Here is a 14,673-nt window from a genome sequence, read left to right on the forward strand (position 1 = left end):
ACGATGCAAGGGATTTACGGCAACCGCGCACCGCTAATGGCGACACCATTCAATGAGCTTCCGCTCGGCGCAATAAAGCCCGAAGGGTGGCTAAGGGACCAATTGTCGATTCAAGCTAACGGTTTGACGGGGCATTTGGATGAATTTTGGAGCGATGTAGGTCCAAACAGCGGCTGGCTGGGAGGAGAGGGCGAAAGCTGGGAGAGGGGTCCATATTATTTGGATGGGCTTCTTCCTCTAGCTTATCTGCTTGAAGATACGGAGCTCATCGCTAAAGCTCAGCCGTGGATAGAATGGTCTTTGTCTAGCATGCGCGACAACGGGCAATTTGGACCCGCAGCCAATGATGACTGGTGGAGCCGAATAATTATGTTAAAGGTTCTGATTCAATATGAGGAATATACCGGTGATGAACGCGTAAAGCCGTTTCTGGCAAGCTTCTTTCGATACCAGCTTGAAGAGCTGCCAAATCGTCCGCTTAGTGATTGGGCAGAGGCCAGAGGCGGTGAAAATCTTATCAGTGTTTATTGGCTTTACAATCGTACTGGCGAGCTATTCCTGCTTGAGCTTGCGCAGCTCATTAGGGAGCAAACGCTGGACTGGTCAGCGATTTATAAGCAGTTCCCGTATTGGAACCGTCAAACTGCGTTCGATCATCGAGTACATGTTGTGAACGTTGCGATGTCTTTTAAGCAGCCGGCACTGAGCTATCTTCAAACGTTGAATGAAGAAGATAAAATGGCAGCTTATACAGGGATCAAAAGCGTGATGACCTATCACGGTCAAGTAAACGGTATTTTTTCAGGCGATGAGTGGCTGGCCGGGACACATCCAAGCCAAGGAACTGAGCTTTGTGCCGTAGTCGAGTATATGTACTCTTTGGAGCAACTTATCCGTATTACTGGTGATGGTTTCTTCGGAGATTTATTGGAGAAGGTTGCCTATAATGCTCTTCCGGCAGCGATCAGTTCGGATTGGAAAGTCCATCAATACGATCAACAGGCTAATCAGATCATGTGTACGCACGCCAAACGGAACTGGACAGAAAACAACAATGAAGCCAATCTATTCGGAATTGAGCCACACTTCGGCTGCTGTACGGCCAATATGCACCAAGGATGGCCTAAATTCACAGCGAGGCTATGGATGGCAACTGAAGGGGCTGGTCTTGCCGCAATCTCCTATGCCCCTTGTCGTGTAACGGCTCTAGTTGGATCAGGGACAGAAGCAGTTATCCATGTGAAAACAGAGTATCCGTTTCGCGATACAGTATTAATTAGTGTCAAGCTAGCATTGTCCGAGGCATTTGCTATGAAATTAAGAATACCGGAATGGTGTGCATCGCCTACCATACTCGTCAATGGGGAGGTCTGCAGCGTTGATGTAAAACAAGGCTTTGCCACGGTTAGCCGCATATGGAATGACGGAGATGAGCTTCAGCTTCAATTTCCTATGAAAGTACAGCGTGTACCGAGAGCGAACGGTGCGATCGGTCTCCAATATGGACCGCTGATGTTTGCTGTCCCGGTTAAAGAGCGGTGGCAGAAGCATCGCACTTATCCGCCATATGACGATTGGGAAGTGTACCCTGAATCTCCGTGGAACTATGGAGTTCGTCTGGATGAGAAGGACGCATCCGCTTCGGTGCAGGTCGAAAAAGCAGATATTCAAGCTCAGCCGTTTGCCGCAGAGAGCGCCCCCTTGAGTTTGCGGATGACAGCCCGTAGGCTTCCGCAATGGACGATGGAGTTGAATTCTGCAGGAACGCCGCCCTTTGGCCCAGTTTCGAGCAACGAGTCCGAGGAGGAAATCTTTCTGATCCCATACGGCTGCGCTAGACTGCGCATTGCGGAATTTCCCGTTATTAATAACTAAGATAAACTGGAAGAAAAAGAGCAATGATAAAAAAGGCAGCCAAGCTTCGCAATTTCTGCGAAGCCCAGCTGCCTTTTTTAAAATATAGGAAAGCCATTCCTGTAATGAAGTAATTCGAGCTTTGAGCAAAAAAACACCTCTTGGTATACTGGAAAAGTTCCGGCAAAGAACAAATCCGAGATACGAAAGAGGCGCCTAATTATGAAGTATAAACTAGAGCAGAAGCAGAATCAACGGATCACAAGAATTACGGAATCGACACTGGTTGTCGGTGCAGACATCGCGAAGAGAATTCATGTGGCTCGTGCAGTAGATTTTCGAGGAATCGGGTTAGGTAAGGAATGCGTTTTCCATAACGATTCAGAAGGTCTAATGAAGCTGTCGTCGTGGATGAAAGAACTAGGACGGGCACAAGGCAAAACGGATATTGTGCTAGGCATAGAGCCAACCGGACACTACTGGTTTCCGCTCGCGGCGTTCTTGCAAGAGCAAAGGATTCAAGTTGTAGTGGTCAATCCGCATCATGTCAGTCAAACGAAAGAGCTTGGGGATAATTCCCCGACGAAGAGCGACTACAAAGACGCCAAAGTCATCGCTGATCTCATTCGGAACGGCAACTATTCTGAGCCAAAACTCCCGACGAAGGCATATGCGGATCTGCGTATTCTGATGAATTCCGGGAAGCGCACAAATGCTGACGGTGCCGGGAGTTGGCGTGATCACGGTTGCAGGATTCCTGGCAGAAGTCGGAGATCTGAACAACTACGATCACGGTCAACAAATCATTCGACTCGCAGGTTTGAATCTCAAAGAAAACAGCTCGGGCCAACGTCAGGGCAAAACAGGAATAACGAAGCGAGGGAGATCGCGTCTAAGAGCACTTCTGTTCCGCGCGGTCCTGCCAAAGGTAGCTAAAAACGAAGCCTTCAGGGCGCTGCATAAGTACTACACGACGCGAAATCAGAATCCATTGAAGAAGAAGCAGTCGCTCACCGCCTTATGCGGAAAACTGATTCGAGTCTTGCATACGCTGGGGACCAAAGAAAGGGCATACAATGCCGTGGATGTTATGGGCCCCGTCCGACTACAGCAGATCCAGCAAGAGGCCGCTTAAAGCCGAGAGTAAATACCTGATTATCGCAATATTCACGAGGGAATAACGAAGACAATGGAAGCACCGGAGAAGCCGACGTAAAATTATACATGAGGGCAAAGACCCTGTAGGAAAGCCAGAATCGGCATCCACCCCTTGAGAGGTAGAACGAAGGAATGTAAGGGCGTAGACCCCGTGTGACATGGGAGGGTAAACCCCAAGGGAGAATGTGGAGATCCAACGTGCGAACATAGGCAACGATCCGCTGTTTTGGAATCCAAACGATCCTAAACGTTGTTCCCGCCTACGCACTTACAGGAAATCGTGGTGAAGACGATCGTCTCCACCACAACCTTTTAAATTGTCAAAGTTGAAATCTTGAGAAAGAGCGAGAAAACAGGAGTAAACCATACTTTATAGTGGGAGTATAAGTTTCACACGTATACTCCGCCTATATTTCTGGAATGAAACGCGCAAGCGCCGCCAAGGACGACGACAGCCGTTTCACCTTGGTGAGCTATACCCGGTTCATTTTTCGGTATGCGGAGGGACTGGTTTTTACTATTTTCGTGAATACACGGCTTAAATAAAAGCCGTTATTGAAACCGCAGGATTGCGCAATTTCCTCTAAGGGCAGCTGAGTCTCGATCAGCATAATTTTCACTTTCTCTAATCGGATATAGCATAAATAGCGGGAGGGTGTCATGCCCGTGCTTTTGCTGAAGCGCCGGCTTAGCTGTACAGGACTGATGCCGAGCTCAGATGCAAGCTCCAGCATGCTTATTTCCTCAAATCCATGCTGTCGAATATATAGCTTCGCTTGCTCGATCAACGGATCTATATGCTCCTTAACCGAGGCTGAATCCTCCATCCGCTGGCAGAATCGCCAAATATCGTTCAGCGCATGATTTTGCCAATAGCTTTTATCCTCAATTGCCCTATCGGCATGCTCCTTTAGAAACCGCAAGTTATCAGCGAGACGTTCCAAATGGGTTATGTTTAGCTTATAGCAGGAAGAGGCTAGATGATGTCTTATCGCGTCTTCATCACCGTTTCTCTTTGCCGGTTCTCCCATTATTGAACCAAAGGAAAATCCAATAAAATGAAAGGAAAGCGTATGTATGACGCTGCGATGAAAGGGCACACCCGGGGGACAGACAATCAAGTCACCCATTGTTCCTGTACCTTCTGCTGCTCCTATACGGTAGGAGAAGCTTCCGCCCTCAACGGCAAATAGCACCCAATGCTCGTAGGTATCCACGCTAAATTGAAACTTTATTTTATGATCCCAATAGATGTGATGGGAAAGGATGGGAAAAAGACTAGAGCTTTGAACGGTCATTTCGTTATGCCTCCAAAGTGAAATAAAGTATATGCTTTTATGATAGCGCAGTGCATGTTAAATAACGACCCCCTAATATAAGATGAAATTAAACTTATACTTGGAGGCGATTTAGTTGAAGCATGAACTCGTAAAAACCGATATTACCGTCGTTGGCGGAGGACTAGCAGGCGTCTGTGCAGCTGTGGCCGCTGCGCGTTTGGGACAAACGGTGTCACTCATTAACAATAGACCAGTACTTGGCGGCAATTCGAGCAGTGAGGTTCGGGTGTGGGTGTGCGGCGCTACGGCGCATGGCACTCAGCGTTATGCCCGGGAAACCGGAATTATGGGTGAGATGTTTGTCGAAAACCAATATCGAAATCCGGATGGCAATCCTTATTTATGGGATATTGTTGTGCTCGAAACGGTTCTCGCTGAGCCCAATATCCGATTGTTTCTGAATACGGATGTACATGAGGTGGAAGCCGAAGGAGCGGAGGAAGATCGTGTTATTCGTTCTGTGACAGGGTGGATGATGGGCTCTGAGCGAATGATCCGTTTTGAAAGCCAAATATTTATCGACTGTACTGGAGACGGGCTAGTTGGTTTTCTTGCAGGCGCCAAATACAGAATAGGCCGCGAAGCCAAGGCGGAGTTTAACGAGGATTGGGCTCCGGATATTGCAGATGACATCACACTTGGCAGTACGCTTCTGTTCTACACGAAGGAAGCAAAGCGGCCGGTTAAGTATATTCCACCAAGCTTTGCCAAGGACATTACCGAAACAACGATCCCCATAAAGCGAGTCATCCGAAGCGGCGATTCCGGGTGTCATTATTGGTGGATTGAATGGGGTGGCGAAATGGATACGGTTCACGATAATGAACGAATCCGTGATGAGCTTTGGTCGGTCATTTATGGCATTTGGGACTATATTAAAAACTCAGGCAAGTTCGAAGCGGAGCATATGACACTCGAATGGGTAGGATCAATCCCAGGCAAACGTGAATATCGCCGTTTTATTGGAGATTACATGCTGAATCAAAACGATATTTTGGAGCAGAAGCCTTTTGAGGACCGTGTAGCCTTTGGAGGCTGGTCGATTGATCTTCATCCGCCGCAAGGTATGTATTCGACTGAAAGCGGTTCAAAGCATTTGTTTTCTGATGGCATATACCATATACCATTCCGCAGCCTATATTCTAATAATATAAGCAATCTGATGTTTGCGGGCAGGGATATTAGCGCTACGCATGTCGCTTTTGGCACGACAAGAGTTATGGCGACCTGTGCAGTAATCGGCGAGGCTGCTGGAAGCGGAGCCGCCTTGTCTCTGCAGAGGGGAGTAGAGCCGCGATTGCTTCATCGCGATTACATGGGTGAGCTGCAGCAGCTCATGCTGCGGCAGGATGCATCGATTATCGGAATTGCAGGAGATGACCCGGATGATCTTGCGAAATCAGCCCATATTACGGCGTCGAGTACGCTGAATAGGATTGCTGTTACAGACTCCACCACAGTTCACATGCTAAATAAAGATCTAGGCATTTTATTTCCTGTACAGCCTGCACTAGAAACGGTTGAGCTGTTGCTCGACTGCACAGCGGCAGTGACGCTTGAAGCGGAGCTGTGGCATACGGGAAAGGGAGAAAATTATGTGCCTAAGTATAAGGTAGCTGCGGCTTCAACATCGGTTGCTCCTGGCAGCAGTCAGTGGGTAAAGCTTGATTTTCCGTGGAAGCCGGATGCAGCCTGTAATGCTTTTCTCATTATAAAAGCCAATGAAGCGATAAGCCTGCACGGATCGGATAGAGCGTTAACGGGAGTGCTTTGCTTTGAGAAGGGCCCTGAGCCTATCGTATCCTCACTACTGGAGGAATCTCAGCCGGAGCAGCCACTCGTGCAGTGGAGCATGCGTGCTTGGAATCGTCATCCGATTTGCTTCCAGGCAACGCCAAATACAGAGGCTTATGCGGCTGAACATATAACCGATGGCTATGTCCGGCCATTCGCCGGTCCTCATCTCTGGGTATCCGAGGAAATGACAGCAGGACAAGAGGAGTGGATCGATCTGGAGTGGGAGAATGAGAAAAGGATAGCTGAGATTCATATCACCTTTAATGACGATGTTAATGAAGATTTAATCAATCTGCATCATCATCGTACCGTCTTTGAAGCTATCCCAGAGGTTGTGCGAAGCTACCGAGTTGAAGCGCTCATTCAAGAGGAATGGATCGTGGTTGCAGCGGAGCGGGATAATCATAAACGTAAAAGAGTCCATACGCTTGAGCACGAAATATCATCCAGTAAAATTAGGCTTTGGATCGAGAATACGAATGGCGGCGCACATGCGGAGGTTGCTGAAATCAGAGTTTATGCTCTATAATGAGCTAAATAACATGGCAACGCTTTCAATGCGTCTCGATTAAGTATTTGAGATATGAAGGGAGAGTGTTGATGATCGTTAAGCCGCTCAGTATTCTAATTGTTGATGATGAACTTCCTCTCAGACAGGAGCTTCGGATGTTCCCGTGGAAGGAATGTGATGCTGTTTTAATGGGGGAAGCGAGCAACGGTGAGGAAGCATTGCAGCTATGCTCACATAAAACGCCAGATGTTGTAATCACGGATATTACGATGCCGGTAATGGATGGGATCACGCTCATTCGGGAAATGAAGAAACGTTATCCTAGTGTTCAAATCATATTGCTGACTTGTCACAGTGATTTTCATTATGTACAAGAAGCGCTCCGACTTGGAGCGCTTGAATATATTTTGAAGGTATCGATGGAAGAGGAAGAACTAATGCAAGCGATGGACAAAGTAAGAGCTGTAATTGTAAAGGAGCGAATCGCTCAGGAAAATGAGAAAAGAGAGCGAAGGCTGCTTCAATCTGTATTATTCGGAAAGCTGCTGCTCGGTCAAAAGCTAAGCAGCTCCGATTGGCATCCGATTGCTCTAAGTGAGGAAAAACCCGTTTTATTGGCACGAATATTTTTTGATGTATCCCCCTCCGTATATTTATCCATGAAACAGCAAATTCAGCAAACGTTCTCTAATATCGAAAGCTCCGATTCAGACTGGTTAACGTGGCTGACTGTACGAGATAAGGAATATTTTATCCTAATAGAGGCACGTTCTCCCTCGGAAATGCTCAAGCAGTCCTTTGGTCAGCTATTACAATCCTTAACCGATCTGATGAAGCTGTATTCTCCACTGCTCGATCCAAGCATCTCTGCGCATGCCATTATCAGTGAGCCAATTACGTCTGGAGAGGAGCTAGCACACGCTCTTGTTTCTTTGACGGAATGGAAGAATGCGCTTTTTTATGATCATGCTTTGGAGAGTAACGTTTTCTTTGGTGAGCCGCAGCCGCTAGCGGATATGAAAGAACAACAGGTTAAGGAACTAATAGAGCTGCTAAGAAAGTCCAGTTGGTCTACCGAGAGCTTGAAAGAATTTTTGCAGGGTGAGTTTATGCTATGGTGCTTCAAGCACCGCATTAAGCCGGAGCAGTTGAAGGAGCGTGTGCTGAATTGGCAGGTGGAGTGGCTGAAGGTACAAGAAAACGCTAATCTTGACGGTTCCAGCATTGCAAATTTGATGGGAGCTCATACTCTGTCGCAAATGGTTGCCTGTATCATCCAAGATATCACTGCAATAGAGCTAGGGAGGACACACTCGAGATTTGAGATTCGTTCAGCTGTTCAGTGGATCAAGGATCATTTGGAGAAACCGATTTCGCTCCCTCACATTGCTGAGCAGGTAGGACTTAGCCCTCATTATGTCAGCAAATTGTTTCGAGAAGAGACAGGAAGCTCGTTCAATCAGTATATTACCAAACTACGTATGGAGAAGGCGGTCGAGCTGCTTAAGCATACGAACAAGAAAGTATATGAAATTGCGGAAGAGGTCGGAATACCGAGCTATCGCTATTTTACAGTAACCTTTCGAAATTGGACGGGTGTGTCCCCAACGGATTTCAAACGACATAGTTAAATTTATGAGAAACCGGACGCGGGGGAATTAGAAATATGTCGAAGCTATTTCATTGGTATGCGAGTCTTGGCCTTGCCACCAAGCAGTTTATCTATTTATTTATTGTGACTCTGCTGATCGTTCTATTGCTTGCGTGGCGCAATCTTCACGAGGCCGAGAGCCTGCTTCAGAATCAATTGACTCGCGATGCGGAGCTGCTCGTAAGCCGGACCAATCAATATATTGATGCGAGCTTAGATAATGTGGAAAATTTGCTGCTTCTGATCTCAACCCGTACGGATTTGCTCGATGAGGGGAATGAAGAGACGGCCATCGATACGCTTCGCAAATTTGCTGATCATAATAATTCGATAGCGAAAACGCTGTACATGGTTCGAACCGACGGCAGTGTTTATTCAAGCTCTCAGGTTTATTATGATATTATTGGCAATCCCCACTTAAAGGATCTCTATGATCTCGCGCTGCAAAATTATGGAGCGATTAACGTAAGTGAGCCTTACTATTCACCGATGTCTGGATATACACTCGCTTATGTATTGCCTATTACAGATGCAGGCAAGCAAGTGCGGGGAGTTGTCGTTGCCGAAATGAATTTAGATTTGCTTACAGAGCGAATCGCCCCAATGATCTATCAATCTTATATTTTGTTTTCCAAGGACGGAAATGTTATTAACCGATTGGATTCACGCGACAAGCTGCTGCCCTTTCAGCAGGCTATTTATCCACCTAAGGTAGAGGAAGACTTTCGGAAGCAGCTTACTATCCTTAAAGTTGGTGTTAGCAGTGTAGAAGGATATGGCTTGAAGCCGCTAGTCGCTGTGAAATCATCGAAAAACCGGTTAGGCTGGTCGCTTGCTGCTTTCATCGAGGAAGATTATTTCTATAAGGATCTGCAGAAGCTGAACAATAATTACCGAACGGCCATCATCATTTGGATTATCGTACTGCTGTTCAGCGCGTTCTTGCTCAGTCGTTCCTTCACTCATCCGATACGCAGGTTCGTCGAGAAGATGGATCGGCTCAATGACCTGCAGGTAGTGGCGAAGCTGCCGGTTACGAGAAGCGACGAGATCGGCAGGCTGACGCAAAGCTACAATGCCATGCTTGAGAGAATTCAAATCCTTCTGCAGAAAACAAAATCAGCGGAGGAGCAGAAGAAGGAATATGAGCTAAAGATGCTGCGAAGCCAGATTGCTCCTCACTTTTTATATAATACGCTTGCTTGCATTAGCAGTCTCGCCAAGCAGCAGCGAACTGACGAGGTGCGTGATACCATTCGCTCGCTAGTCAAGCTGTTAAGCTTCAGCTTTGACAAGCAATCAGAGTATGTATCACTTGAAGAAGAACTGGAAGGGCTGCGCATGTATATTCAAATTCAACAGGTTCGTTATGGAGAGCAATATCGATATGAGACTGATATCAACCCAAGCTTACTTCATTACCGCGTTCTTAAGCTTACTCTTCAGCCACTTGTGGAAAATGCATTATTTCATGGGATCACGCCGAACAAGGCTGGCCTAATTACGATTAAAGGAGAGCTGTGGAAGGGAAAGCTAAGGCTTTATATTCGCGATGACGGAATAGGCATTCCACGAGAGAAAATCAGAGAGCTTCTGAACGAGAATGCGGAGCAGGAGCGCTCAATGTATCGTTTTACAGGTATTGGACTTCGGAATGTGCACGACAGGATTCGCATTCATCACGGTGAGCCCTACGGATTGCGAATGGGAAGCAAGCAGGGTATAGGGACCATTGTTCGCGTGGATATTCCTATACTCACGGAGAGCGATGAACGTTTAGGCATTTGGAATTAGCTCGCTATACAGATGTGGAGGCTGTCCTAAGAGGGACAGCTTCTTTCGTTTTAATCTAAGATTTCCCCCATTCGTTTCCCTTAAATCTGTACATTATTTACGTTTTTATGTATATCGGCGCAGCGGCCAGATGTTTATACTTACCTTATTGAAAGCGTATACACAAAAGGAGGGATACAATGGAAGCCAAACATAGCCTTACTCCGGCCCCTCAGATACGGCCTGCTTGGCAAACGAAGCTTCGGTCAATATTTAGTGCTATCTGGACATTTAAGGCCTTCTACATCATGCTGCTGCCTGGTGTAATCTACTTCATCATTTTTCGGTATTTTCCGATGTATGGTGTCATCATTGCCTTTAAAAATTTTGCCATTCTAGAGGGGATAACAGGAAGCTCGTGGGTTGATCCATGGTATAAGCATTTTCAGGATTTTTATCAGTCTCCCTATTTTGGCCAGCTCATGAGCAATACGATTCTGATCAGCTTATATAAGTTGATTTGGGGGACGCTTCCTCCAATTATACTGGCAGTGATGCTGAATGAATGTCGTATACGCTGGCTGAAGACCATCGTTCAAACGCTTACTTATATGCCGCACTTTTTGTCATGGGTTATTATTTTCGGTATTCTTCTGACATTGTTCTCGCAAAATGGAGGCTTGATTAATCGCTGGATTGTAGAAGCGGGGGGGAGCTCCATTCCATTCCTGACTTCAACGGATTACTTCCGAAGTATTCTAGTAGGCTCTGAGGTTTGGCAAAATCTCGGATGGGGGGCAATTATCTACTTGGCTGCGATGGCGGGCATCGACCCGACGCTTTACGAAGCGGCTAAGGTGGACGGAGCGAGCAGGCTGCGCATGATCTGGCATATTACGCTGCCGGGCATCAGAAGCATTATGATTTTGCTGTTTATACTGAAGCTTGGTCAAATGCTTGATGCCGGCTTCGATCAGATCTATATTTTATATAATATACAGGTTTATCCAGTTGCTGACATCATCGATACTTGGGTATACCGAACAGGCTTGCAGCAGTTGAATTTCAGCTTGGCATCAGCCGTCGGATTGTTCAAATCCGTTATTGGACTCGTACTTGTGCTAGGAGCCAACCGTTTGGCCAAAAAGTGGGGTGAGGGGATATGGTAAGAAGTCTGGATGATAAAATTTTCAACGGCATCATTTATGTGTTTTTAGGATTATGCGGACTTGCCGCTGTCCTGCCAATTCTGTATGTTGTATCGGTATCCATCACCCCCTTTGGGGAAGTGCTTCGTAATGGCGGATTTATTTTGTTTCCACGAGAAATTACATTCTCTGCTTATCGAACGCTGCTAACGGAATCTAATATACCGAAAGCTTTCCAAATCACTGTACTCATTACAGTGATCGGTACCGCAGTCAATCTCGTATTAACTGGCTTGATGGCTTATCCGCTTAGCCGTAAAAATCTGCCAGCTAGAAACTTTTTTCTACTGATGATCGTGTTTACGATGCTGTTCAGCGGAGGAATTATACCTACCTATCTGGTCGTAAAGTCAATGGGGCTGCTCGACTCGATCTGGGCTATGATATTGCCCAACGCAGTATGGAGCTTCAATGTCCTTATCATGAAGAGCTTTTTTGAGGGGCTGCCTGAGGAGCTGTTCGAATCGGCAAGGATGGACGGAGCCAAAGAATTTCGCATATTGCTTCAAATTGTAACGCCGCTCTCGATTCCTGTACTGCTTACAGTTGGTTTGTTTTATTTGGTCGGCCATTGGAACGAATTTTTTCAGGCCATATTTTATGTGACAGACCGCTCGTTATTCCCGCTGCAGGTAGTAGTCAGAGAAATTTTAATGCAAAGCCAGCAGCCGCTTGAGAATGCGGAGAACATGATGCCTACTCAGACTATGCAGATGGCTTCCGTCATGATCGCAAGCCTTCCAGTTATCGTTATTTATCCGTTTCTTCAGAAGCATTTTACGAAAGGCATGCTTTTGGGCTCAATTAAAGGTTGATCAAGGCTGCATAGATAACTGGCCAGCTATGTGGACCTTTTCAATAGTTAAAGTTCAGAAAGGGGATAATAAAATGAAAAAAATATTTTCCTTAATGGTTACTGCTTCCATGTTAGTATCTCTTGTTGCTGGTTGCTCGGGAGGAGGAGGCAATAAAAATGGGGTCAACGATCCTGTCAGCACCAAAAAGCCGGCCCCTGAAGTGACCGAGACAACTGGAAAGCCGGTTAAAATCGAAATTATCGAAACAGGAAATAACCTGCCTTCACCGGACAAAGATATTATCAAGCAGGAGCTGGATAAAGCGCTGAACATTGATCTTAATTTAACGGTTTATCCATCGGGAGACGATTACAGCAATCAAATGAATGTCCGTATGGCCTCTGGTAATTTTCCGGATTTGTTTATGGTCGATCGCCAGCAGCTGATTCAATTTTCCAAGCAAGGACTGCTGCTTGACTTGACGCCGTATATGGATAAATTAGAGCAAACGGTAGCCTTTATTGGTGAAGACAGTGTCAAGAAGGGCATGGTCGATGGAAAGGTTTATGGCATATCCAAGTCCCCACAAATTCCGTACAATACGTATTGGATTCGCAAGGACTGGCTGGATAAATTACAGCTGCAGGTGCCTGAGACAGTAGAACAACTATCTGCCGTAGCGGAAGCCTTCACCAAAAACGATCCAGACGGAAATGGCAAACCAGATACCTTCGGCTTAACAGGCGGTAAAATAGGTGCATTCGCACCGGTATTCGGTGCATTCGGCGTAGGCATGCCTGGTGATTTCTATGAAAAGGACGGGGTAGTCGTCAATTCGCTTTATGATCCGGCGATGAAGGATGCGCTTGAATTTATTAGAACCATGATCGCTTCTGGGTCTGTTGACTCCGAGCTGCTAGCAAATAGCGGATTGCAGCACCAAGAGAAGGCAATTAAAGGGCAAGCAGGTATTGTATATATCGATTGGCCTAATATTACGAAGGAACAGTTCGTGGAACAAATTAAAACGGTAAATGCAAATGCGCAGTGGCTGCAGATTGCTGCCCCAACTGGAGCAGGCGGACAACATGATGGATCATGGGATATTGGTGCGACACCGGGTCGATTCGCCATACCGAAGGCGCTTGAGAAAGATCCAGAGAAGCTGCAGAAGGTGTTTGATCTCCTCAACTACATTTCGAATCCGGATGGCGGCTCGATGCTTGTGCAATTCGGTGTAAAGGATACGCATTTCAAGCTTGATAACGGTAAGCCAATCATGACAGATCAAGCAGGTGATGTCGGATATTCCTGGTTGTACCAATTCACAGGAAGACCAGAAATGGAGTATTTGCAGGCTAAGTTCTCCTCTCAATCTGAATCGATTGAATTCGCTAACAATCAGCCCCGCATTCAAGCGCTGAACGGATTCATCGATAATCCTGAGGGCTATAACCCGGTTGACTCGAATCGATTTATTGAGGAAGAATTCGCGAAATTTATATTTAATAAACGTCCGATTGATCAATATGCTGCCTTTTTACAAACGTTGGAAACCTCAATGAACTACAAAACATTTTTGGACAGCGCAGCAGTGCAGCTTCAGGCGCTCGGGTATGGCGGTTAACATATTCATAGTTAATTTATCATTAAATTAAATACAAGCAGGAGGTTTGAAAGATGAAGACAGCCGAGCTGAATATTCCGGATTTGATGAAACAATTTAATGAACAGGGCTATTTGATATTACGTGATGTATTATCGCAAGAAAAGGTAGATCGTTTGAATGCGGCTATTGATGAGGTCATTGCCAATGAGCCGGAAACACTTGCCCATAACATTTATAATAGTGTTGAACGGCATGCAGAGTTCGCTTCATTGATCGATCAACCAGAGGTTCTTCCACTCATTGTTAATTTACTCGGACATAACATCCAGCTGCATATTTCACATCTTACGATCAGACAACCGAATCCAAACGAAGCAAAAACAGCCACACACAGCTTTATTGATTGGCATCAAGACGGACCGCATCCTCAGTTTCCTGTTATTGCTGGACTGACTGCTACTTATTACATTAAGGCTTGTTATATATTAAGCGATATGTCAGAGCCGAATCGCGGCAATACGAAAGTGATTCCGGGCAGCCATAAGAAGCCATACAACCCTAATCATAAGGATGTGAGGCAGCAGCTAGAAGGCGAAGTTCAAGTGTGCGGAAAGCCGGGAGATGTGTTTATATTTGCACAAAATTTGTGGCATGCCGGTTCTCCAAATTCATCTGAATATACGAGAAGACAGCTATTTCTTGGATACAGTCCAATATGGATGCGTCCGATAGATTATCATAGCGCTTCGGAGAGACTTCTGAAGGATGCCGATCCTATTCGTCGTCAGCTTCTAGGGGATATAAGCGATAATAAGTTCAAATATTATGTTCCAGAGGATGCTATGGTGCCGCTTAAATCGATGCTGCTTAGTGAAACGGATCGCTAGCTGTATAGCTCAATGTGAATAATTGGGATAAAATAATGAAAAAAGGCAGCTGAAAATCGCTTATTTTGCGAAGCTCAGCTGCCTTTTT

Annotated in this window: 9 protein-coding genes and 1 pseudogene; 9 read left to right on the forward strand and 1 reads right to left on the reverse strand. The window is 46.0% G+C overall.

All coding sequences use genetic code 11. The annotated features are described in order from the left end of the window. The first annotated feature begins 3 nt into the window (after positions 1 to 3). Both MHI37_RS10965 and MHI37_RS10970 read left to right on the forward strand, forming a co-directional pair. The gene (locus tag MHI37_RS10965) at positions 4 to 1,875 is read left to right on the forward strand and encodes a beta-L-arabinofuranosidase domain-containing protein (protein ID WP_256709694.1); all 1,872 of its coding nucleotides are present in this window, start codon (positions 4 to 6) and stop codon (positions 1,873 to 1,875) included. Between the two features lie 201 nt (positions 1,876 to 2,076). Continuing rightward, positions 2,077 to 2,989: pseudogene (locus tag MHI37_RS10970) on the forward strand (transposase). 496 nt (positions 2,990 to 3,485) lie between these two features. On the opposite strand, the gene MHI37_RS10975 reads toward MHI37_RS10970, so the two are convergent. After that, the gene (locus MHI37_RS10975) at positions 3,486 to 4,310 is read right to left on the reverse strand and encodes an AraC family transcriptional regulator (protein ID WP_076335005.1); all 825 of its coding nucleotides are present in this window, start codon (positions 4,308 to 4,310) and stop codon (positions 3,486 to 3,488) included. Positions 4,311 to 4,425: 115 nt separating this feature from the next. Between MHI37_RS10975 and MHI37_RS10980 the strand changes: the two genes are divergently transcribed. The 7 genes from MHI37_RS10980 to MHI37_RS11010 all read left to right on the forward strand — a co-directional run bounded on the left by MHI37_RS10980 (position 4,426) and on the right by MHI37_RS11010 (position 14,585). Continuing rightward, on the forward strand, positions 4,426 to 6,678 hold the full coding sequence (locus MHI37_RS10980) for an FAD-dependent oxidoreductase (protein ID WP_076335006.1): 2,253 nt from the start codon (positions 4,426 to 4,428) through the stop codon (positions 6,676 to 6,678). Positions 6,679 to 6,749: 71 nt separating this feature from the next. Continuing rightward, complete coding sequence (locus MHI37_RS10985) at positions 6,750 to 8,291, forward strand: response regulator (RefSeq protein WP_076335007.1); 1,542 nt, start codon at positions 6,750 to 6,752, stop codon at positions 8,289 to 8,291. 35 nt (positions 8,292 to 8,326) lie between these two features. After that, positions 8,327 to 10,105: a sensor histidine kinase gene (locus tag MHI37_RS10990; RefSeq protein WP_076335008.1), complete on the forward strand. Its 1,779-nt coding sequence runs from the start codon at positions 8,327 to 8,329 to the stop codon at positions 10,103 to 10,105. A 179-nt stretch (positions 10,106 to 10,284) separates the two neighbouring features. Further along, the gene (locus MHI37_RS10995) at positions 10,285 to 11,253 is read left to right on the forward strand and encodes an ABC transporter permease subunit (RefSeq protein ID WP_076335009.1); all 969 of its coding nucleotides are present in this window, start codon (positions 10,285 to 10,287) and stop codon (positions 11,251 to 11,253) included. After that, positions 11,247 to 12,107, forward strand: coding sequence for a carbohydrate ABC transporter permease (locus tag MHI37_RS11000; protein WP_076335010.1), 861 nt, complete (start codon positions 11,247 to 11,249; stop codon positions 12,105 to 12,107). The genes MHI37_RS10995 and MHI37_RS11000 overlap by 7 nt, the downstream gene beginning before the upstream one ends. Before the next feature lie 73 nt (positions 12,108 to 12,180). Further along, entirely contained in the window at positions 12,181 to 13,716 is a 1,536-nt protein-coding gene (locus tag MHI37_RS11005) for an extracellular solute-binding protein (protein ID WP_076335011.1), read from the forward strand. A gap of 53 nt (positions 13,717 to 13,769) precedes the next feature. Next, positions 13,770 to 14,585 (forward strand): phytanoyl-CoA dioxygenase family protein, encoded by an 816-nt coding sequence (locus tag MHI37_RS11010; protein WP_076335012.1) that lies wholly within the window; start codon positions 13,770 to 13,772, stop codon positions 14,583 to 14,585. Positions 14,586 to 14,673 lie beyond the last annotated feature (88 nt).

The organism is Paenibacillus sp. FSL H8-0548 (genome assembly GCF_038630985.1).
Lineage (GTDB): Bacteria > Bacillota > Bacilli > Paenibacillales > Paenibacillaceae > Pristimantibacillus.

Coding starts and splice junctions, on each gene's coding strand:
- MHI37_RS11010 (WP_076335012.1), top strand. CDS start 13,770: ATGAAGACAGCCGAGCTGAATATTCCGGATTTGATGAAACAATTTAAT.
- MHI37_RS11000 (WP_076335010.1), top strand. CDS start 11,247: ATGGTAAGAAGTCTGGATGATAAAATTTTCAACGGCATCATTTATGTG.
- MHI37_RS11005 (WP_076335011.1), top strand. CDS start 12,181: ATGAAAAAAATATTTTCCTTAATGGTTACTGCTTCCATGTTAGTATCT.
- MHI37_RS10965 (WP_256709694.1), top strand. CDS start 4: ATGCAAGGGATTTACGGCAACCGCGCACCGCTAATGGCGACACCATTC.
- MHI37_RS10975 (WP_076335005.1), bottom strand. CDS start 4,310: ATGACCGTTCAAAGCTCTAGTCTTTTTCCCATCCTTTCCCATCACATC.
- MHI37_RS10985 (WP_076335007.1), top strand. CDS start 6,750: ATGATCGTTAAGCCGCTCAGTATTCTAATTGTTGATGATGAACTTCCT.
- MHI37_RS10995 (WP_076335009.1), top strand. CDS start 10,285: ATGGAAGCCAAACATAGCCTTACTCCGGCCCCTCAGATACGGCCTGCT.
- MHI37_RS10990 (WP_076335008.1), top strand. CDS start 8,327: ATGTCGAAGCTATTTCATTGGTATGCGAGTCTTGGCCTTGCCACCAAG.